The following is a 19778-nucleotide window of genomic DNA, read 5'->3' on the forward strand; positions in this document are numbered from 1 at the left end:
GATTCTCGGTGCACACTGAAAGTGATTCCCTGATTTTTTCTCAAGAGAGCCCGCCATGGAGATCCGCACCGGCCTGTCACGCCCCCGCTGGGATAGCCTGATCGGCGACCAGCCGGTCAGCCTGCAACAGGATTGGTGTTACGGCGCCGCAATGGAGACGCTGGGCGCACAGATCATTCGCGCAGAACTGGGCCCCTCTGACAATCCGCTGGCCCTGGCCCAGATCACAACACGTAAGCTGGGCGGTATGCTGACCCTGGCGCTGACCCTGCGGGGTCCGGTCTGGCGCGGGGATGTGTCGGACGGCGACAAGCGCGCTGTGTACAGGACCCTGAAATCCCGCCTGGGACTGGGCTGGCCCCGGATTACCCTGTTCAGCCCTGACGAGACCGAAACGACGGGCACACAAGGACTGGCTCGGGTCACAACGGGATACTCCACCGTGATGCTGGATTTGCAGCCAGACCTGGACGCCCTGCGCAAAGGGTTCAACGGCAAATGGCGCAATCGCCTGGTCGCAGCTGAGAAATCAGACCTCAAGATCCAGGTCAACGGTACCAAACCGGCCCAGTATCTCTGGCTTCTGGAGACAGAGGACGGTCAGCGGCAGGCCCGCGGATACCGCGCGACACCGGGAGAGCTGGTCCCAGCCTTTGTCGAAGCTAAGGGTGATCGCAACAGCCTGTTGATCCTGCGTGCGGACCTGGGCAAGCAAAAGGCTGCGGCCATGCTGTTCCTCATCCATGGCCGCGCGGCCACGTATCATATCGGATGGTCCAGCGATGAGGGCCGCAAGCTGGGTGCCCATAATCTTTTGCTCTGGTCTGCCCTGGGGGCGCTGAAGGATCGCGGGGTGACACAGCTCGATCTCGGCGGAGTGAATACTCAGTCCGGCGCTGGAATCGCCCGGTTCAAAATCGGGACGGGTGGCCAAGTTGTCACATATTCGGGAAGCTGGACGTAATCGACTAGGCAAGGCGGCATCACCTGCCTAAATAAGCGTTCGGGACGACATGCAGGAGATGATCATGCGCCTCGGTCTGGCCGCTCTGGCCCTGGCTACCCCGCTCGTTTTGACAGGATGCGATCAGGCCTCCGGCCCGCAGCGCTATGCCGCCGACTTTCTCGTCATTCATGGCGAAACCGGAACCGTCAATCGCGGCCCGATTGATCCGGTCTATGAACCCCTTCTCGATCGTCTCGGCATAGAGTTCGAAGTCGCCTTCCAACTCAACACCCCCGTGCTCGAGGCCCTGCCACAGTATGAAATCCGCGCGGATTTCCCTGAGGGCGGAGATTTTCACACATTCTCCGGACCTCGGCTGAGTGACGTTCTGGCGCTCGCGGATATTCGTGGCAATACGCTACGCATCACCGCGATCGATGGCTATCAACGTGACGTGGATCTGGAACGCATTCGCCAGTTCAACGTTGTTTTAGCTGTAGAAATGGATGGTCGCGCTCTGCCTCTCGGCGGGTTCGGACCGGCAATGCTGGTCTGGCCCCGGCAGACGGACGAGGCTCTTTTTGGCATGCCCGACGATGATTGGGTGTGGGGCGTTTTGGCCATGGAAGCGCTGGAAACCCCGCAAAACTGACCAAGCCTGACGTCTGTTGCAGAAAATCCCTCCCCAAGCGTGTCTTAAATCCTTAATGTGCGCCCACGATCAATCACGCCCGGGGAGGGGACGAGTACATGTATCAAGAGTCCAGCGCGGCGGCTGAAGAAGCCGGTCCGCTTGCCAATCTTTACGAGACCGTAGTCGGCGGTATCGAGACCTTCAGCGACTTTCTCTGGGGCGGCAATTGGGGCGACACCACGCTTCTGCCGGTCGGCCCGATCACCATCCTCCTCCTGGGTACCGGTCTGTATCTGATGATCGGTCTGCGTTTCATGCCGCTGCGTCAGCTGCCACGGGCCTTCCGGTCCCTGCTGGCCAAGCGTGATGGTAATGATGACGGCGCGATCTCGCCCTTCCAGGCCCTGGCGACAGCTCTCTCGGGCCAGGTCGGAACCGGCAATCTCGCGGGTGTGGCCACAGCGATTACGCTGGGCGGTCCGGCCGCCATTTTCTGGATGTGGATCACGGCCCTGGTCGGCATGGCGTCGGCCTATTCGGAATCCATGCTTGCCGTACGCTATCGCGAACACCCCAAGGATGGCTCCTCCTCAGTCGCGGGTGGTCCGATGTACTATATCCGCAACGGGTTGGGTAAAAACTGGATGTGGCTCGCCGTTCTGTTCGCGGTGGGTACGCTGTTCTCGGCCCTGGCGACCGGCAACATGATCCAGTCCAACTCCCTGACCAATGGTATCGTCACCGCTCTTGGCAATGCCGAGGTGATGGACCCGGACGCCTTGTCCTCGAAAATGATCGTCGGCGTCATCCTGGCTGTTCTGACCTTCATCGTGATCATCGGCGGCATCAAATCCATCGGCTCGGTAGCCGGTCGTGTTGTGCCCATCATGGCCATCACCTATGTCGCCGTCGCCCTCGTCACACTGGTTATCAATTTCCAGGAAGTGCCCGCCGCCTTCTTCTCGATCTTTGAAGGCCTGTTCGAACCTGCCGCCGCTGCAGGCGGTTTCCTCGGCGCCTCGATCGCCGCAGGCATTCGCTTCGGTGTGGAACGGGGCCTGTTCTCCAACGAGGCCGGTCAGGGTTCAGCCCCGATCGCCCACGCTGCGGCTCAGACCAAGGACCCGGTCCAACAGGGCAAGATCGCCATGGTCGGTACCTTCCTCGACACCATCGTCATTTGCACCATGACCGCCCTGGTGATCCTCACGGTGACCGGAGATTTTGTGTACAATGAAGCGGGCGACGTCATCGACTATGCCTGGCAGGCCGGCTTGGAAGGCATTGAGGTCACCCAGGGCGCCTATGCCGCGTCCATGCCCTTTGGTGACTGGTATATCGCCATCATCCTGATGTTCTTCGCCTTCACCACGATTTTGGGCTGGTCCTACTATGGCGAGCGCGCCATTGCCTTCCTGTTCGGCGAAAAAGCGGTCCTGCCATTCCGCCTGGTCTGGGTTGCCTTCGTGTTCATCGGCGCCCTGCAACAGGTCGATGTGATCTGGCGTCTGGGTGGTATCGCCAATGCGGCCATGGCAGCGCCCAACCTGCTGGCACTTCTCATGCTCTCCGCAGCGGTCTTCAAGATCACCCGCGAGCACGATGCGAAGATTGTCGAAGGTGGACTGGATGTCGATTATGACGCCAGCGCCCACGTCGATGATGCGCCGGCAGAGACGGATACCGACACACCGACCGACGGTGAAAAGAAAGACGACTGATAGGTCTGTCCAACGCACTAAAGAAAAGGCCCTGCTTCTGCGGGGCCTTTTTTGTATCTGCTGTTTTAGGGGCCTGTATCCCGAATTGTGGAGCCGCAAGATCAGCGGGTTCGGCGGGGGAACAGGGCGATGATCAGAGCCAGTCCGGCCGCCACCCCGGCGCCATCGGCAATGAAATCGGCCACAGAGGATGTACGGCCAACCCAGTCCATGCCCTGCACCAGCTCGATCAGGGCTCCATAGCTCAGCACAATGATCGACAGCAGGATCAGCGACCGGCGCGGCCAGCCTAGCCGGATCAAGACGGTCAGAACAAGAAACGCGAGGAAATGCTCGACCTTGTCTGAACCGAATATGCGAGGAGGCGTGGCAGATCCTGGCTGAAGTGCTAAATCGGTAATCAACACGACCGCTGTCACGAACAAGATCCGTCCACCCCAGCGCAGTGCGCGGTCTGGACGGGAGGCGTTTGGCTTTTTAGGGTCCGCCGACATTTTCTGGGAGTTCACCATGACCGAATTGCTGAATGACATTGACCGCCTTATCACGCCCCGCACCAACTGGACACGGGAAGAGGCGGCCGAAGTCTATCGCGCTCCCTTCAATGATCTGATGTTTGCCGCTCAGGCCGTGCATCGCCGCAGCCAGCAACCCAATCAGGTCCAGACCAGCCAGCTTTTGTCGATCAAGACCGGTGGCTGTGCCGAGGATTGCGGCTACTGCAACCAGTCTGCCCATTTCGACACCGGCCTTAAAGCATCCAAACTCATGCCGCTCGACGAGGTCCTTGACGCGGCGGAGAAGGCCAAGGCCGGCGGCGCGACCCGCTTTTGCATGGGCGCCGCCTGGCGTGAACTCAAGCCGCGTGACGAAGCCGCGGTCTGCGACATGATCTCCGGCGTCAAGGCCATGGGGATGGAAACCTGTGTCACCCTGGGCATGCTCACCGACGGCCAGGCCGAGAAACTCGCTGACGCGGGTCTGGATTACTACAATCACAATCTGGACACCGCGCCTGAAGACTATGGCCGCGTAATCTCGACACGGACCTATCAGGACCGTCTGGACACTCTGTCGCGTGTTCGCGGTGCCGGTCTGAACGTGTGCACCGGTGGCATCATCGGCATGGGCGAGGATCAGAACGCCCGTATCGGCCTACTGGCCGAGCTCGCCAATCTGGACCCTCAGCCTGAAAGCGTTCCGATCAACCAGCTCGTGGCGGTTCCGGGCACCCCGCTAGGCAATTCCAAACCGCTCGACGGCATCGAATTCATTCGTGCGATTGCCACCGCCCGGATCCTGCTGCCTCAATCGATGGTTCGCCTGTCTGCAGGCCGCGAGACCATGAGCCGTGAATTGCAGGCCCTGGCCTTCCTCGCGGGCGCCAACTCCATCTTTGTCGGTGAGGAATTGCTCACCACGCCCAATCCGGACACCCAGCAGGATGCGGCCCTGTTCGCGGATCTGGGCCTGGAAGCCATGCCCCTGCCCACCGCTCCCGCAGAATAGGACCGACCCTCATGGCAACGCTCGAGACCCAGGATGTCCTTGACAAGCTGACCGGATGGTCGGCGGTGGAGGGCCGCCCGGCCATCACCCGAACTTTCACCTTTGAAGATTTCAACGCGGCATTCGGTTTCATGAGCCGTGTCGCGCTCAAGGCCGAGACGCTCAATCATCATCCGGAATGGTTCAATGTGTGGAATCGCGTCGATGTGGTTTTAACCACGCATGATGCCGGAGGGCTCACCCCGCTCGATCTTGAGCTGGCCGGTTTCATGGACTCTCTGGCCTGACGCAAGGCGCGCTAGTCGGCGTGCACCATCACTGCCGCCAGCAGGACCTCTCCCTTATCCGCACCCAGGACGTGATCCGTCGCGTCCTGCAGCAGCTCGGCTAGCCGGTCAGTATCGGGCACATCACCGAAACGGTAATTGGCACCGGCAAAGTGGCTGAGCGCCGAGGCATAGGCGTCGCGAAGGCGCGGCATGTAACGCTCGGCCCGGGCACGGTCTGCTGTTGTCTCGAACTCCAGCCCCGCCTCGATCTGCAACATGCCGCGATGGCGGAAATTCGCCTGCACCGTCGTGGCGAGCGGCGCCAGCGGCAGATACGTGGTGGACGAGGTGAGATTGCGCCGCCGCCCATCATCCGCTGCCGGCGCAGGCGCGGGTTCTGCACCGCCACCCACCAGGGCATATCCAGGCGTAGCACTCAGGCCTGAGAGCATGAGGGCACTCAGGCCGGTCAGGATCAGGCGTTTATGTCGGCGCAATTGGGTCATGAGCCCGGTATAGCAGGACGGGCTGAAAGAAGATTTCCGGAATTCGTTCGAATTCGATCTTAATTGTACGGAGTCAGAATGATGGGTGCCCGGCGCTTTGACAGGCGCTCATACTCATCCAGCGGCAATTCCGACATCTGACAATGTAACAGCCAGAGACCGTTCTCGGCGCGAATAGGCGTGTTGATGGCCCGCCAGGCCCGCTCCACACCCTCGCGCTGCGCCCGCCAGATCGCATCCATAGTTTCCAGATCGCCAGAAAAGGCACCACTCGCCAGCAGATCGCTTGTGAGGATTTCACCATCGATCACGAAACCCGCCTCGACCGGTTCATTCTCGCTCAGACTCTGAAACTGCGGGTGAGCCCGGAAGCCTTCCGACAAGGCGCGATAAACCAGGCGATCACCATCAAGCGCGAGCACACATATGATCTGAGGGCTGCGGCGCACACCGGTCAAAACGAAATCCAGTACGCTTTGATAGGCTGGATCCTGTAGAACACGGCGAATACGCAGGCGGATATCCTCCGGTGGATCCACCTGACCGGCCTCCAGACGGGAGACATAGGCCTGGCTGACACCTAGCATATCAGCCAGCGATACCTGATTGACACTCGCCATAGTCCTGAAGGATCGCAAGGCCTGCGGCCAATCATCTCTCTCCAAGGCCTCGATCCAGCGACGCTTCATGTCGACGGACACCTTTCCTAGTCAGTCCAAATCCGGCGACGGTAAGATCTGTGCCTGTCCCGAACGCCAGAGGGCAGCGACCTAGCGGCTTGCCGTGTTAACTGTCAAGCACACCTGGATGTCTTGCCGGTGATCTGGACGCTTTGTATCGTTACAGGCTAAGAGCACGTGAGTTTTGCTAGGAAGCGATCACCATGAACCAGCAGCTGATTGCCGATACGTCCCTTTTCGACGCGATCGTGATCTATTTTCTCTATCCGATCCTCAGCCTGGCCTGGCTGATCATTATCATCGGATTTGTGATGTCCCTGCTGATCCAGTTCAATGTGATCAACACCTATAACCCGTTCGTCGCCACGGTCTGGCGCATCGTCACCACGCTGACCGAACCGATCTACCGTCCCATCCGTCGGGTACTGCCTCTCATCGGAGGGCTGGATTTCTCGCCACTGGTCGCACTGTTGATCATCGAATTCTTGCGGGGCTATGTGCTGCCGACGCTGATGCGCATTCTTTAGCCACAGGTCCGCGGATGAAGCCCGCCTGGTCTGTGTGTGATGACGGTATTCTGCTTCACATCCGATTGACCCCCAATGCGCGCAAGTCTGAGCTGGGGCAGATCACAAACATTGATGATACCGCTCACGCACTGTCTGCACGGGTCACGGCCCGTCCCGAGAAGGGCAAGGCCAACACAGCTTTGATCGCCTTGCTGGCGAAACAGTTCAAGCGCCCCAAATCCAGTATTTTGCTGGAGAAAGGGCACGCCTCACGCCTCAAAACGGTCCGAATCCGGGTAGAGGGAGAGGCGAAATCACAATTGACCAGACAATTGGAGGCCTGGCCCCATGAGCGCAATCCTGATTGACGGCAAAGCCGTTGCCGCTGAAATCGATGCCCGCGCCGGAGAACGGGGCAAGATCGTCGCCCAGACGCTGGGACGCGCACCCTGCCTCGCCGTGGTCCTGATCGGCGACGATCCGGCCAGCGATGTCTATGTCCGTAACAAGGTACGCCGGACCGAGGCCGCCGGTCTCACCTCGATCGAGATCCGCAAACCCGCCAGCCTGACCGAAGACGAGGCGATCGCCATAGTGCGCGAGCTGAATGACGATAACAGTGTCGATGGCATTTTGGTTCAGATGCCTCTGCCCGACCACATCAATGCCAATCGGGTGATCGGTGAAATCCATCCGGACAAGGATGTCGATGGCCTGACCGAAACCAGTGCCGGACGCCTGGTGCTGGGCAAACCCGGGCTTAGGCCCTGCACCCCGGCAGGTTGTGTCGAGCTGGCCAAGAGGGCCCTAGGCGACCTGTCCGGCAAGAATGTTGTTGTGGTCGGTCGCTCGATTCTGGTCGGTAAGCCTGCCGCCCTGCTGTTCCTGGAACAGAATTGCACCGTGACCATCGCACATTCGCGGACAGCCGACCTGCCGGGCTTGTGCCGAACCGCCGATATTCTGGTGCCCGCTGTGGGTCGCCCGCAGATGATCAAGGGCGATTGGGTCAAACCGGGCGCCTGTGTGCTGGATGTTGGCATCAATCGCATTGATGCGCCCGAGCGCGGCGCCGGCAAGACCCGCCTTGTGGGCGATGCCGCCTTCGACGAGATCGTGGGACATGCGGGCTGGATCACCCCTGTTCCGGGCGGTATCGGTCCGATGACGATTGCGATGCTTCTGGACAATACAGTCACAGCCGCCGCCATGCGAGCCGGCCTCGCCTGAGCGAAACGACACAATCACTCAATCTCATCCGGTTGCGTAAACGGTTCAGTGACAGCTCTCATGGTATACCTGTCCACCATGGGGAGGGAAAATCATGGCTCAGTCCGAATTACGCGTCTTGCACATTGAAGACGATTTCGCCGATGCACTCCTGGTGCAGAATGCCGTCTGCGAAGCCGGCGATTTCGGTATCGCCTTTGAAGTGGTCCGTACGTTGAAGGATGCTCAAAAGCGTCTCGACAAGGACGAGTTTGACCTCATTCTTCTGGATCTGCGCCTGCCCGACAGCATTCACCCGTCCGAGACCTGGGAGACGACCAAGCGCGCCAGCGGCGATACGCCCATTCTTGTTCTCTCCGGTTCCATCAGTATCGACAGCACCTATTTGCCGTCCGACACACCCAGCCTCGACAAGAATAAGAGTTTTCGAAGCAAGAAGGGCGCGCCGCCGGTCGAAGTGGCAGGGCTCATCCGGGAAACGGTTGCCCAAAGCGACGTCTTCACGCTCTGAGCGGTCTTCGGTCCCTCACCGGGATGCGACAGTTTGCAACTGCGTCGCATGTTTTATGTAGTTGACAGTCATTCGCATAAACACCACATTGGGAAACGTTCTCAACAAGGCGTTTTGCCCATGTATGTCTGCATCTGTAATGCCCTGCGCGATCGCGACCTGGCCCAGGCCGCATCCCATCCGGATGCGACCTCTGCGGCCAAGGTGTTTCAGCGCTGCGCTGCCCGCCCCAAATGCGGCCGCTGCATTCCAGATGTCACGGAGATCATTTCCTCCGTCCAGATCAGTCGCGATGACACGCTGAACGAAGCCGCAGAATAGATTTTTCCGCAATCGCGTCGAAGTTTCACTTGCAAAGATAGTGCTTGGCCACAGGCGAATTGTCACTAGATTGGGCCCTCCTGAAACCGAGGGAGGTCCGCATGAAGGGCGACGCAAAAGTCATTGAATATCTGAACGGTGCGCTGAAGCTCGAACTGGCTGCCGTGAACCAGTATTTCCTCCATGCCCGCATGTTCAAGGACTGGGGTTTTGGCAAGATCGCCAAGATCGAGTACGAAGAATCCATCGACGAGATGAAACATGCGGACGCGCTTATTGACCGCATTCTCTATCTCGAAGGTCTGCCCAATGTTCAGGACCTGGCAAAGATCTATATCGGCGAGACCCTGAAAGAGTGTCTGGAATGCGATCTGAAGATCGAGCACCGGGCTCATCCCTATTATGTGGAAGCCATCGCTCATTGCGAACAGGTCCAGGATTTCGTGAGCCGCCAACTGCTGGTCGACATCCTCAAATCCGAAGAAGAGCATATCGACTTCCTCGAAACCCAGCTGGACCTGATCAGCAAGATCGGTGAAGAACGATATATGCAGTCGCAGATGGAGCCGGGTCAGCATGAAGGCTGAGGATCTCACGCCCGAACAACAAGATGCGCTGGATGCCGCTGCGTTTCGGCGGCTTCTGGCTCATCTTGATGCCCGCAAGGATGTGCAGAATATCGATCTGATGATCCTGGCCGATTTCTGCCGGAACTGTCTCTCGCGATGGTATCGCGAAGCCGCAGACGAGCACGGGCTCGACATTGATGATGCCTCTGCCCGTGAGCGGGTGTACGGCATGTCTTACGCGGACTGGAAAGACCAGTTCCAGCTGCCGGCCAGCGATCAGCAGATGGCCGCATTCAAGGCACGCAAGACTGACGCTTCCTGACGCCTGGCTTCAATTGCAGTTGTGCGACCTGCCCGCGCTCCGGTTGCTTAATAGACGCTAAAGCATCCCCTCGTTAGTCTTTGCAGACTCAAAGCGGGATGGGCTGAATGTCTGCGGATACTGAAAACCTGCGCCTGGACGCACTTTATGCCCTCAACCTGCTCGACACGGAGCCGGAGGAGGAATTCGACGCGATCACGGATCTGGCCGTCGCGTTGACAGGCGCGCGCATGGCTGCCGTTTCGCTGGTCGACCGGGATCGCCAGTGGTTCAAGTCCAATATCGGTATTCCAGCGACTGAGACCCCGCGCGACATCGCGTTTTGTCACCATGCGATCCAGAAGGATGATGTGTACATTGTCCCGGACGCCTTGGCAGATCCGCTCTTCGCCAATAATCCCCTGGTCACAGGCGCACCCCATATTCGCACCTATGCTGGTGTTCCACTGCGCGAGCCCGACGGCTACAAGATCGGCACGTTGTGTGTGATCCATGACGAGGCCCTGTCGATATCCGATGCCGCCCTCGAGCGATTACGAGCCCTGGCGCGTGTGGTGGAAGAGCATCTTGTCTCCCGTTCCGCACTCAAAAACAGCAATCAGCTCTCTTACCTCCTGGCCGCCATTACCGAGGCGCAAAGCGCGCGATTGCTGTCACCGGACGCGGATGTCTTTCCCGACCTGCTGGCCGCACTGAGACGATATACGCAGTCTGAAGCCGGATTCATCGCCCGTATCGATGGCGTGCCCAGCTTGCTGGCGCTCTCCACTGGCTCGATGGCCGAGTCTGATGTTCGAATTGCCATCTCACGCCTGCATGATGTCCAGAAGACTTTGCCGTCCTTGCTGGCCGGCCAGCGGATCTATGATCACGCGACACTTTCCGAACTCGGCACACCTTTTGACAACGCCCTGGGCCTGCCCTTGCGAGATGGAGACCAGCAGATTGGCTGGGTGGGTCTTTTCAATCGCGCCGGTGGCTTCTCGCCCGAGATTGCACAAACCTGTCGCCCGGTTCAGACCTTGCTCTCCAGCCTCCTGCAGGCCGAGGCCCATGAGACCCAACGCCAAGCGATGGCCAACACTCTGGCCCTTACTCATCGACGCTATGACCTGGCTGTTCGCGGATCCGGGGTCGGAATCTGGGAGCTGGACCTCGAACGAAACGAGCTCGCAGCGTCGTTGAACTTGATGCACATGATCGGGCTCGAGTCGCAGATAACGAAGGATGAAGCGTTCACCATCGTTCCCCGCGGCACCATGAGAGGGCCCATCCATCCCGATGACCTGGAACGCGTTGACGTCAAGCTGGATGCGTTGGTGCGAGGCGAGAACGAGGTCTTTGACGCTCGCTATCGTCACCAGCACACGGATGGACATTACATCCACGTCCACACGGTGGGTCGTGCTTATCGCAACGAAGAGGGCCGCCTGACCCGCATGGCGGGATGGACGCGGGATATCACGGACAGTGTTCGGGTTGAGCGAGCTCATGCCCGGGTGAAAGATCGACTGCAAGCGGTGACTGAGCTCGGCGGTATTGGCTCGTGGGAAGTCAACCTTCCAGACGGGCAACCCAGCTGGGATGCCATGACGCGCAAGATCCATGAGGTCGACAGCCAGTACACACCGGACCTGGAAAGCGCCATCAATTTCTATGCCCCCGAGGCCCGCCAGACCATGACAGAGGCCGTCGAGCGGGGATTGAAAACCGGGGCCAGCTGGGATCTCGAACTTCCGTTTGTCACCGCGAAGGGGCGGTCGATCTGGGTCCGCGCGGTGGGCAAGCCTGTCTTTGAACGCGGCCAAGTCGTGCGCCTTGTCGGATCATTCCAGGACATCACGCAACGGCGCCAGTATGAGGCCGAACTGGATCAAAAACGCCGCGATGCTGAAGCCGCCAATCTGGCGAAGTCCCAATTCCTGGCGAATATGAGTCACGAAATTCGCACTCCGCTGAACGGCGTCTTGGGCATGGCGCAATTGCTGGCGGACACACCGCTCAATGCCGAGCAAAACCGTTACGTGTCCACACTTGAAGACTCAGGCACTGCCCTCCTCGATCTCATCGAAGACATTCTCGATTTGTCCAAGATCGAGGCAGGGGCCCTGGTGCTGGAAAGCCATCCTTTCTCACCCGTTGAGATCGGGACCGGCGTCCTGAACATGCTTAGCGCCAACGCCATGGAAAAGGGTATCGATCTCCAGCTCGACACGACTCTGCCCGAGGGACAGGCTTATCTGGGAGATGCCAAGCGCATTCGTCAGGTTCTGATCAATCTCATCGGCAATGCTGTCAAGTTCACCGATTTTGGCGAGGTCGTGCTTGCGATCTCCGACACGAAAGACGGACTGGTTCTGGAAGTCACGGATACCGGTCGGGGTATCCCCGATAATCAGCAGGACAAGATCTTCGGGCGCTTCTCTCAGGTTGACGAGAGCTTTACCCGCGAACATGGCGGGACAGGGCTCGGCCTGGCCATTACACGCGAGATCATCGAGCTTTGTGGTGGTCAAATCACCCTGACCAGTCAGGTTGGCCAGGGGTCGCGTTTTACCGTAATCCTGCCCTTGCCGTCCGCACAGGGACAGACAGCATCTTCCGATGCTGAGGCTCAAACCGATCGCATCCGCAAGCCTAATTCCGTCAGCACAGCCAAACGGACGGGACGGGTTCTCGTGGTCGACGACATCGCCACCAACCAGATTGTGGTGTCTGCTCTGATCCGCAAGCTGGGACTGGGCTGCGACCTCGCCGGCAATGGCGAGGAAGCCTTGCAGATGCTGCAGAGCCAGAGCTTTGATTTGATTTTGATGGATGTGCACATGCCCGTCATGTCCGGCGATGATGCGATCCGGGCCATCCGCGCCTCAGACCAGCCCTGGGCCAACATTCCGATCTATGCTCTATCCGCCGATGCAACGCCCGATGCGCGCGAGGCTCTTTTGAGCATCGGAGCCGACGGGTTTTTGACAAAACCCCTCGATCTCGCAGAAGTCGAAGCTGTTTTGGCCCGGATAACACCGGTAACTGTGGACTAGACGCGGTTCCCGTCAGGCAATCTGGCGGGTTTCCTCTTTCAAGGCCCGGGTAGAGCGGTCCAGCGCCTCACTCGCCTGGGCCACTTCGTTCACACCCGTGCTCATGGAATCGACCCCGGACGCGACTTCCTGCATGTTACCGGACAATTCCGAAGTCACCTGTGTCTGCTGGTCGACAGCTTCAGCCGCCGATGTGGCGACCTGGTCGATCTCGCCAATCGTTGCGGTGATCTGATCGATGGCATCGACAGCACTGCGGGTGGTGTCCTGCATGTTCTCGATCTGCGAGGAAATTTGTTCTGTCGCCTTGGCAGCCTGAGTGGCCAGACCTTTCACTTCAGAGGCCACAACAGCAAAACCCTTGCCGGCCTCGCCCGCGCGGGCCGCTTCGATCGTGGCATTCAAAGCAAGCAGATTGGTCTGTTCAGCAATCCCATTAATCAAGGCGACGACTTCACCAATCTTGCGGGCGCCCTCTGACAACCCACCGACAACCTGATTGGTGGCCTTCGCGCGTTCCACAGCAGACTGCGTAATGGCCGTGGTTCGATCAAGCTGTCCCGCCAGCTCACCAGCGGACGCGGCGAGTTCCTCAATACCCGCTGCAATGCCCTGAACCGAGGCCGAGGTCTGCTGGGATGTCGACGCCATGCCGGTTGCCCGGGCTGCCGACTGAGTCACGGTCGCAGCAATGCTTGAGAGTTCCGCATCGATTGCCTTCACGGCCGCATCGCGCTGCTGGTTTCGGGTGACACGGTCTGTAATGTCAGTTGCAAATTTCACCACACGGTCGATCCGGCCGTTCATGTCATAGATCGGGTTATAGATTGCCTGGATCCAGACATCCTCTCCGGCCTTGTTGACCCGGCGAAACTCTCCCGAATGAAACTTGCCTTGCGCCAGGTCGGCCCAGAACGTCTTGTACTCTGTTGTTCGGGCAAAGTCGGGATCCACAAAGATCGCGTGATGCTCGCCCTGGATCTCGTCCAGAGAATACCCCATCGCGCTCAGAAAATTCTCGTTGGCATCGAGAATACGCCCCTCGAGGTCAAACTCGATCACAGCCTGAGCGCGCCCAAGGGCTTCAATCTTGCCAGCAATCCGAGCGTCAGCCAGCTTGCGCGCCGTGATGTCGGTCGCAAACTTGACGACCTTGTAGACGTCACCCTGATCATTGGTCACGGGGTTATAGCTGGCCTGGATCCAGATCTCACGGCCATCCTTGCCAAACCGTCGAAACTCATCACTCTTGAATTCGCCAGCGGCCAGATCCCGCCAAAACTGGCGATACGAGTCGCGGTCAGCCTCGCCTTCACCCATGAACATCGAGTGGTGCTGGCCTTTGATCTCATTGAGGCTATAGCCCACTGCGCCAAGGAAATTGGCATTGGCCCGCAGGATTGTGCCATCCGGTTTGAATTCAATGACCGCCTGGGATTTCTCCAGGGCGTCCATCACATTCACTGCTGCGTCTTCCGACCGACCAAATGTTAACATAGCCAATTCTCACCCCAACTTGATAATCATATCAAGATGAACAAGATTCCGGTTTCCGGTTTCTTAACATGACCAATACTTCGACCCTACTAAATGTACTGAAATATAACCATCCACAATGTCTGGTTTTGTTGAGCAAGTCTGCATTCCGTTATCATGCGAGCTTCCAACAAAAAACGGCCGAAGGTTGATGCCCTCAGCCGTTATTCAGTAATTTATGTCCGGTTTATCCGTCTAGCGAAGGAAATCGGCCGCGCTATGACGTTCATGGAGCTGGGTCGCTTCATCGCCCCAGGATTTGTTAACGCGAATACCGCGTTTTACGGCCGGTCGGGCATGGATGGTTTCGGTCCACCTCTGGACATTCTTGTAGTCATGAACGGAGAGGAATTCCGCGGCCTCATAGAGAACACCCCGGGCCAATCCGCCATACCACGGCCAGATCGCCATATCGGCAATGGAGTAGTCATCCCCGGCGATGAACTCACGCTCGGCCAGGGTACGGTCCAGCACATCCATCTGACGTTTGACTTCCATCGCGTAGCGATTGATCGGGTATTCAAACTTCTCCGGCGCATAGGCATAGAAATGTCCAAATCCGCCGCCCAGGAAGGGGGCAGATCCCATTTGCCAGAAGAGCCAGTTCAGCACTTCCGCGCGTTGCGGGCCTGATTGCGGCAGGAATTCACCAAACTTCTCGGCCAGGTGCATCAGAATGGAGCCGGACTCGAACAAATGAACCGGCGTGTCACCACTCCGGTCCAGCAGGGCGGGAATTTTGGAATTGGGATTGATATCGACAAAACCGGAGGAGAATTGCTCACCCTCGGTAATACGGATCAGCCAGGCATCATACTCTGCGTCCGTAATGCCCTTTTCCAGCAATTCCTCGAAGAGGATGGTGACTTTCACACCATTGGGCGTGGCCAGGGAATAGAGCTGGAACGGATGCTCGCCCACGGGCAGGGCCTTGTCGTGTGTCGCTCCCGCGATCGGCCGGTTGATATTGGCAAACTGCCCGCCGCTGGCCTCGTCCCAGGTCCAGACCTTCGGCGGTGTGTAAGTGGTGTCAGTCATGAGATTTCCCCGGTGGTTACCGATGGTAACCTAAGAACAGCCCGCGACAGTTCAAGACGGAGCCCTAAAAAGCACCAGATCACGAAGCCGTGTATCTGCGCCCTCGATTCGCATCTATGGACGCCAGCCCGCATACCCCGTAGCACTGCAATACAGGGGAGGCGGACATGACATCCAAGATCACCATTGATGAACTGGCAGGCGATCTGTTTGGCCTGAACATTATGGGCCTGCGGTCAATCATCACGCTATGGCTGAACCCGGCCCGGTTTTTCGAAGCGGCTGATAGTGCCGACTGGCTCGACCGATACACACCATCCGTCAGGCTCTGGCTGTCCCTCATCGCCGTCTCATCGCTTCTGCAGGTCTTCTGGATCGGCAGTCAATCACCGCTTGTCGCGGCCTATACGAACGGTTTTGAGAATGCCGGCCTCATTCTTGGGCCCGACATGACCTATCAGCAGTTGGGTGAGGAAGCCGCTGTTTTGATCTTTGCGGTATTTCCCATCGTCCAGCTTGCAACATTCCTGCTGATCCTGCCCCTCTTTCGGCTTTGGGGGCGTCCCACCACATTCAGCCTGCGCGTTCGCTACGGCTTTGCCATGATGATCCCGAGTGCATCGATGATGCTGATCATTCTTCCCGGCATGTCACTGATGGATCCGGGGTGGGTGACCTATTTCGGGATGGTGATCGGCCTCGTCGCCTTCCTGGTCGATACCCAAACCCTCTATCGAGGCGGCAGACCGGGCAGAACCCCGACGGGTCGCCTCGTTCGGTCGGTCGGAATTGCAGCGATCGCACTCACACTCAACACACTGATGCACGCTCTAACCCAGATTGCAGGCATTATCGCGATCAGTATCAAATACGGGCTGACGACCGCGTAGAACACGCGCCGGTCAGCACCGATCTGGTCCAGGATCCAGGTCAGTCTGGGACAGATGTGCGCTGGGCATTCTTGCTCATCGAGCGATCCCAATCCCACTCGGCGGGCATGGACACACGCGCCACGCGGGAGCCGGTTTGCCGGGCGATCAGGATCAACTGATCAGGTTTGTCCTGCCACGGATAGTGCATCAGCTCCAGCCAGTCACACGGCAGTGTCGGGCCGTCATTCTGGTCAACAATGCAGAAATCCCGGGCCTTCTTGTCCTCGACAAGCACAAGACCTTCGTCTTCCAGGCTCTTGGCAAAGGCCTGTACATCTTCCGGCGTGACCAATGTGCAGGCATACAGCTCGCCATCATTACGCTGACTTGGCGTGCCTTTGAGACGTCCATCCAGACGCTCACCGCCATCGGGCAGGGCCTCCACGGCCGCTTTGCGAACAATAATGGTCAAGGCCTCAACAAGAACAGGCATGCAACTCTCCCCGGCACCATGTTGTGTTGCGCCATGCTGCCATCTGTCTCCCGACACAGCCATCAGCAATTGCAGAACCGGGCGTGTGTCAGCATTGCTCTCGATACCCATACGTCTACTGAGCCAGTATCGAGCCATGAACCGGGACAGTTACATACAGTCGGGAAACGATGAAGCCGATGCTGTGAGTAGATGTATTGACCAGACGGCAGGCCCGGCGCCAGGAGATCTCGTAAGCCTCGATCACCCTCAGCGCCGCCCGCAAGGTCACGGCGAAGGCCCGCACCGAGGTCGCGGCCAACAGCGAGGATGCGCGCTGGGCGTACATCCGAGAGCTAAACGCCGCATCGGAGGCCGGCGCCACCAAGAACAAGGTGCTGGGTGCGGCCCTCGTGACGATCATCGACCGGATGCCCGCACGGTCCCGCCCGTTCAGCTCCGCCGAGCTGGCGGAGCGGCTCTGCGGCGAGGAGACGCGGGCCGTGCAGGAGGCCGTCACCCGCGTGAAGCTGGCCACGCAGGAGGCCCTGAACCGCAACCGCCAGTTCCAGACCGGGCGTGGCGACCCGCTGTCCCGCGTCAAGCAAGCCTTAGACAAGAAGGAAGCCCAGTGATGCCCCTCTACCTGATCCACCGCGAGCGCGAGAACCAGCGCAACCCACACGGCGCGCGTGCCGCCCTCGTTTACGCCGCTGGTCCCGCCGCCGCCATCGCCACGGCCAACGCGCTGGTGCCCGGAGCGAACACGCCCTTCGACGGCTTCGCCACCATTGAGGTCGCCGCCACGGCGGGCGGCTCCCACGTGGACACCTACTTCGACGGGGACGCCGTGAACGTGCTCGGCATGACCCGGGGCGGCAGCCCCGCATGACGCCTGCGCGCCCAGCCTTCCTTGCTGAGATGACGCAGATCGAGCGGGATGAGTGGATCTTCGACGGCTACAGCGTGGTGTTCGATGACGCCACGCGGCTGACCCACACTGCGCTGGTCGCATGGGCGGCGGAGCACCCGGACGGCGACGGCTGGCCGAGGCCTCGGGACGTGATCCGCTTCGCGCGCTTCTACGGTGTCCAGGAGGCGCGCCTTGGCGGCCTCGTCGGGCTGATCCCGCACCGCTGTGGCAACCGCAAGGTCTGGATCGACATGGCCCGCACGCCCGAGGTCGGCTACCGCCTCGGCATCGACCGGTTCGGGCGTGAGGCGCTCTTGGGCTACGGCATGTTCCGCGCAAGCTGGAACCTCCTCGCCCGCAACCGGGCCACCGTCCACTAAGGGTGCCAGCGGGCCGTTGTTAGCTGGGCAAGCGCATATGCGCTTCGCAACGGGATAAATTACTTGCTCGCATCTCACTCTTTTGTAATGGTTTGACCGAGTTTGTGAGCGTTTTCGAAAGAAGAGAGGCGCATTTGAGTACCGATAATCGATTTCTCGGCTTGGCGGACAGCTTGAACCAACTCAGAAGTGATCTTCTGCAAGTGGAAAACGAAGGTAGCGATTCTGAGCTCAAACTGCGCATAGAGAAAGCCCAACTTGAACTCACGATGGTTGCGGCGAGCAAAGCTGGTGGAGAGGTAGGCATGAAGTGGTATATTCTGAGTGCCAGCGCTAGCGGAGAGGTATCGTCAGTATCTACTCAGAAACTCTCTCTCACCCTAGGCGTTGTCGATAAAACCGGCTCCAAGAAAGATATCGGCGGCGTTGACGAATAGTCGTGAGCTGGCGTCAATGCATAGTTGAATTGCGTGGCCGACGCTCTGACGGGAAGATCGGCGTTTGCACCGCTTTTTTTGTCTCAAACATACTCGCCCTGACTTGCAAGCATGGTTTATATTACCGTGACCAACGGCTTAGCGACATTCGCGCGCGACCAAGTGAAAACGAACCCAACTGTGAATTCGAAACCACTATAGTTGGCGAATGCAAAAATAGTGACATTGCAGTGATTCTGGTCACTGATTATTCTTCCCAATGGATGATCAGACTGAGTAGCGAACTGCCTCAATCTGGAACTCGCTGTGCAACAAGGGGTTTTCCAGAGGGAGCAAAGGTCGATAATCAACGATCTGCTATATCCCTTTTTGGTACTGCGCATAGCTATGTTGAGGGGCAAGACTTTATCCAAGTGGATACTGATGTGGACCCCGATGAAAACCCGGAATGGGGCGGACTCTCTGGCGCACCAATGGTCACTGAAGATACTAAAATGCCATCCTTGGCATTTGGGGTGGTTAGGACTGTTCGTAACGCAATGGGGAAATCAAGGCATCTCGAAGTAATTCCGGCTCATGATATTCTAAATTGTCCTGAGTATTGTAGCGCGCTAGCGGAGCATCATTCTGAGTTGACGCGAGCTGTGCGGAAATCGCGGCTAATGGCTGCTCTGGCAGGAGGGAAGTCTGGTCAAAGATTAAACGCGGAGAGCGGGCATCATGCATGGTATCAAAAAGACTATCTAACGCTCGTAAAAGCGGGATTGATGTACCAGTCAACGCATGAGCGCACTCTGTTAGGAATGACCATTACTGAAATCGTGGAACAAAGTGGAGGCTTCGAATACTTGTATTAACTCCCGTCTATAATGTTCTCGATGTCTCCATTCTCAAGTGCTTTTTGAAGTATAAAACAACACCATTTGTTACGAGTCGAGCCTTGCGCTTTCGACCATTCGTTCAATGCGTCACGAACCTGCTCAGTGACTTTAGCACTAATGTGTTTGCCCGGGTGAGTGCCTGGCGATTTGAGCGGCGGTTTGTACGCCGCCTGATTATTAGCTGCATGAGTAATAATCTTTGATGCAATATTTGAGACATTGGTTGCCCGCCCATGCGCCAATTTCTCTAGTTTTTCGTGTAGTCCCTCGACAGACGCATCTTTGTTTATGTTCACCGAGCACGGTTTTGACATTGCCACTTCATCCACTTTCAGAATTTCTCAAAATTAACTTTGTAACTCGAAGACAGTCGGAGTCAACACGAGTCAGTTTGAAGGGGTTCGATCTCGTCTGCAGATTGCGGGGCGATTGGGCTCGCTCAGGTCCTCGACACACATAGAAAGTGTCTGGATGTTGAGCC

The 19778-nt window shown here is 58.3% G+C and carries 27 protein-coding genes; 19 read left to right on the plus strand and 8 right to left on the minus strand.

What is annotated here, in order from left to right; all coding sequences use genetic code 11:
• Window positions 1-55: 55 nt before the first annotated feature.
• The 3 genes from RMQ97_RS00195 to RMQ97_RS00205 all read left to right on the plus strand — a co-directional run bounded on the left by RMQ97_RS00195 (window position 56) and on the right by RMQ97_RS00205 (window position 3301).
• Entirely contained in the window at window positions 56-964 is a 909-nt protein-coding gene (locus RMQ97_RS00195; RefSeq protein WP_413658805.1) for a lipid II:glycine glycyltransferase FemX, read from the plus strand.
• Between the two features lie 64 nt (window positions 965-1028).
• Window positions 1029-1598 (plus strand): molybdopterin-dependent oxidoreductase, encoded by a 570-nt coding sequence (locus RMQ97_RS00200; RefSeq protein WP_413658806.1) that lies wholly within the window; start codon window positions 1029-1031, stop codon window positions 1596-1598.
• A 98-nt stretch (window positions 1599-1696) separates the two neighbouring features.
• The gene (locus RMQ97_RS00205) at window positions 1697-3301 is read left to right on the plus strand and encodes an alanine/glycine:cation symporter family protein (protein ID WP_413658807.1); all 1605 of its coding nucleotides are present in this window, start codon (window positions 1697-1699) and stop codon (window positions 3299-3301) included.
• Between the two features lie 101 nt (window positions 3302-3402).
• Here RMQ97_RS00205 and RMQ97_RS00210 read toward each other — a convergent pair whose 3' ends face one another.
• Window positions 3403-3813 carry a VanZ family protein gene (locus RMQ97_RS00210; protein ID WP_413658808.1) on the minus strand — a complete coding sequence of 137 codons (411 nt, stop codon included), beginning with the start codon at window positions 3811-3813 and terminating at the stop codon, window positions 3403-3405.
• Between RMQ97_RS00210 and bioB the strand changes: the two genes are divergently transcribed.
• Entirely contained in the window at window positions 3812-4810 is a 999-nt protein-coding gene (gene bioB / locus RMQ97_RS00215) for a biotin synthase BioB (protein ID WP_413658809.1), read from the plus strand. The two genes, RMQ97_RS00210 and bioB, sit on opposite strands and share 2 nt — an antisense overlap.
• 11 nt (window positions 4811-4821) lie before the next feature.
• Window positions 4822-5097 (plus strand): 4a-hydroxytetrahydrobiopterin dehydratase, encoded by a 276-nt coding sequence (locus RMQ97_RS00220; protein ID WP_413658810.1) that lies wholly within the window; start codon window positions 4822-4824, stop codon window positions 5095-5097.
• 11 nt (window positions 5098-5108) lie between these two features.
• Here RMQ97_RS00220 and RMQ97_RS00225 read toward each other — a convergent pair whose 3' ends face one another.
• On the minus strand, window positions 5109-5585 hold the full coding sequence (locus tag RMQ97_RS00225; protein WP_413658811.1) for a hypothetical protein: 477 nt from the start codon (window positions 5583-5585) through the stop codon (window positions 5109-5111).
• A 59-nt stretch (window positions 5586-5644) separates the two neighbouring features.
• Complete coding sequence (locus RMQ97_RS00230; protein ID WP_413658812.1) at window positions 5645-6274, minus strand: helix-turn-helix domain-containing protein; 630 nt, start codon at window positions 6272-6274, stop codon at window positions 5645-5647.
• Between the two features lie 194 nt (window positions 6275-6468).
• On the opposite strand from RMQ97_RS00230, the gene RMQ97_RS00235 reads away from it, so the two are divergent.
• From RMQ97_RS00235 to RMQ97_RS00270, 8 genes are all read left to right on the plus strand, one after another.
• The gene (locus tag RMQ97_RS00235) at window positions 6469-6792 is read left to right on the plus strand and encodes a YggT family protein (RefSeq protein WP_413658813.1); all 324 of its coding nucleotides are present in this window, start codon (window positions 6469-6471) and stop codon (window positions 6790-6792) included.
• A 14-nt stretch (window positions 6793-6806) separates the two neighbouring features.
• Window positions 6807-7142: a DUF167 domain-containing protein gene (locus tag RMQ97_RS00240; protein ID WP_413658814.1), complete on the plus strand. Its 336-nt coding sequence runs from the start codon at window positions 6807-6809 to the stop codon at window positions 7140-7142.
• Window positions 7123-8004 (plus strand): bifunctional methylenetetrahydrofolate dehydrogenase/methenyltetrahydrofolate cyclohydrolase FolD, encoded by an 882-nt coding sequence (folD, locus tag RMQ97_RS00245; protein WP_413658815.1) that lies wholly within the window; start codon window positions 7123-7125, stop codon window positions 8002-8004. Before RMQ97_RS00240 ends, folD begins: the two co-directional genes overlap by 20 nt.
• A 94-nt stretch (window positions 8005-8098) precedes the next feature.
• Complete coding sequence (locus RMQ97_RS00250; protein ID WP_413658816.1) at window positions 8099-8515, plus strand: response regulator; 417 nt, start codon at window positions 8099-8101, stop codon at window positions 8513-8515.
• Between the two features lie 120 nt (window positions 8516-8635).
• Window positions 8636-8836, plus strand: a complete 201-nt coding sequence (locus RMQ97_RS00255) for a bacterioferritin-associated ferredoxin (RefSeq protein ID WP_413658817.1) — start codon at window positions 8636-8638, stop codon at window positions 8834-8836.
• A 101-nt stretch (window positions 8837-8937) separates the two neighbouring features.
• Window positions 8938-9423 carry a bacterioferritin gene (gene bfr / locus RMQ97_RS00260; RefSeq protein WP_413658818.1) on the plus strand — a complete coding sequence of 162 codons (486 nt, stop codon included), beginning with the start codon at window positions 8938-8940 and terminating at the stop codon, window positions 9421-9423.
• Complete coding sequence (locus RMQ97_RS00265; RefSeq protein WP_413658819.1) at window positions 9413-9727, plus strand: DUF1244 domain-containing protein; 315 nt, start codon at window positions 9413-9415, stop codon at window positions 9725-9727. The genes bfr and RMQ97_RS00265 overlap by 11 nt, the downstream gene beginning before the upstream one ends.
• A 107-nt stretch (window positions 9728-9834) precedes the next feature.
• Window positions 9835-12768 carry an ATP-binding protein gene (locus RMQ97_RS00270; protein WP_413658820.1) on the plus strand — a complete coding sequence of 978 codons (2934 nt, stop codon included), beginning with the start codon at window positions 9835-9837 and terminating at the stop codon, window positions 12766-12768.
• A gap of 12 nt (window positions 12769-12780) precedes the next feature.
• Here RMQ97_RS00270 and RMQ97_RS00275 read toward each other — a convergent pair whose 3' ends face one another.
• A complete protein-coding gene (locus RMQ97_RS00275; RefSeq protein WP_413658821.1) occupies window positions 12781-14265 on the minus strand; it encodes a methyl-accepting chemotaxis protein in 1485 nt (494 codons plus the stop codon).
• A gap of 234 nt (window positions 14266-14499) precedes the next feature.
• Window positions 14500-15342: a glutathione-dependent disulfide-bond oxidoreductase gene (gene yghU / locus RMQ97_RS00280; RefSeq protein WP_413658822.1), complete on the minus strand. Its 843-nt coding sequence runs from the start codon at window positions 15340-15342 to the stop codon at window positions 14500-14502.
• 167 nt (window positions 15343-15509) lie between these two features.
• Here yghU and RMQ97_RS00285 point away from each other — a divergent pair, with 167 nt between their 5' ends.
• Window positions 15510-16232: a hypothetical protein gene (locus RMQ97_RS00285; protein WP_413658823.1), complete on the plus strand. Its 723-nt coding sequence runs from the start codon at window positions 15510-15512 to the stop codon at window positions 16230-16232.
• Window positions 16233-16272: 40 nt separating this feature from the next.
• Here RMQ97_RS00285 and RMQ97_RS00290 read toward each other — a convergent pair whose 3' ends face one another.
• The gene (locus tag RMQ97_RS00290) at window positions 16273-16707 is read right to left on the minus strand and encodes a hypothetical protein (RefSeq protein WP_413658824.1); all 435 of its coding nucleotides are present in this window, start codon (window positions 16705-16707) and stop codon (window positions 16273-16275) included.
• A gap of 115 nt (window positions 16708-16822) precedes the next feature.
• The gene (locus tag RMQ97_RS00295) at window positions 16823-17035 is read right to left on the minus strand and encodes a hypothetical protein (protein ID WP_413658825.1); all 213 of its coding nucleotides are present in this window, start codon (window positions 17033-17035) and stop codon (window positions 16823-16825) included.
• 64 nt (window positions 17036-17099) lie between these two features.
• Here RMQ97_RS00295 and RMQ97_RS00300 point away from each other — a divergent pair, with 64 nt between their 5' ends.
• From RMQ97_RS00300 to RMQ97_RS00320, 5 genes are all read left to right on the plus strand, one after another.
• Window positions 17100-17321, plus strand: coding sequence for a hypothetical protein (locus RMQ97_RS00300; protein ID WP_413658826.1), 222 nt, complete (start codon window positions 17100-17102; stop codon window positions 17319-17321).
• Window positions 17321-17578 (plus strand): hypothetical protein, encoded by a 258-nt coding sequence (locus RMQ97_RS00305; protein WP_413658827.1) that lies wholly within the window; start codon window positions 17321-17323, stop codon window positions 17576-17578. The genes RMQ97_RS00300 and RMQ97_RS00305 overlap by 1 nt, the downstream gene beginning before the upstream one ends.
• 29 nt (window positions 17579-17607) lie before the next feature.
• Window positions 17608-17979, plus strand: coding sequence for a hypothetical protein (locus RMQ97_RS00310; RefSeq protein ID WP_413658828.1), 372 nt, complete (start codon window positions 17608-17610; stop codon window positions 17977-17979).
• A gap of 104 nt (window positions 17980-18083) precedes the next feature.
• On the plus strand, window positions 18084-18416 hold the full coding sequence (locus RMQ97_RS00315) for a trypco2 family protein (RefSeq protein ID WP_413658829.1): 333 nt from the start codon (window positions 18084-18086) through the stop codon (window positions 18414-18416).
• A 2-nt stretch (window positions 18417-18418) separates the two neighbouring features.
• Entirely contained in the window at window positions 18419-19273 is an 855-nt protein-coding gene (locus tag RMQ97_RS00320) for a hypothetical protein (protein ID WP_413658830.1), read from the plus strand.
• Here the strand turns inward: RMQ97_RS00320 and RMQ97_RS00325 are convergent.
• Complete coding sequence (locus tag RMQ97_RS00325; RefSeq protein ID WP_413658831.1) at window positions 19270-19626, minus strand: hypothetical protein; 357 nt, start codon at window positions 19624-19626, stop codon at window positions 19270-19272. The two genes, RMQ97_RS00320 and RMQ97_RS00325, sit on opposite strands and share 4 nt — an antisense overlap.
• Between the last annotated feature and the right edge of the window lie 152 nt (window positions 19627-19778).

Origin of the sequence: Maricaulis sp. D1M11 (assembly GCF_047308265.1) — a bacterium.
In the GTDB taxonomy this organism is placed as follows: domain Bacteria; phylum Pseudomonadota; class Alphaproteobacteria; order Caulobacterales; family Maricaulaceae; genus Maricaulis.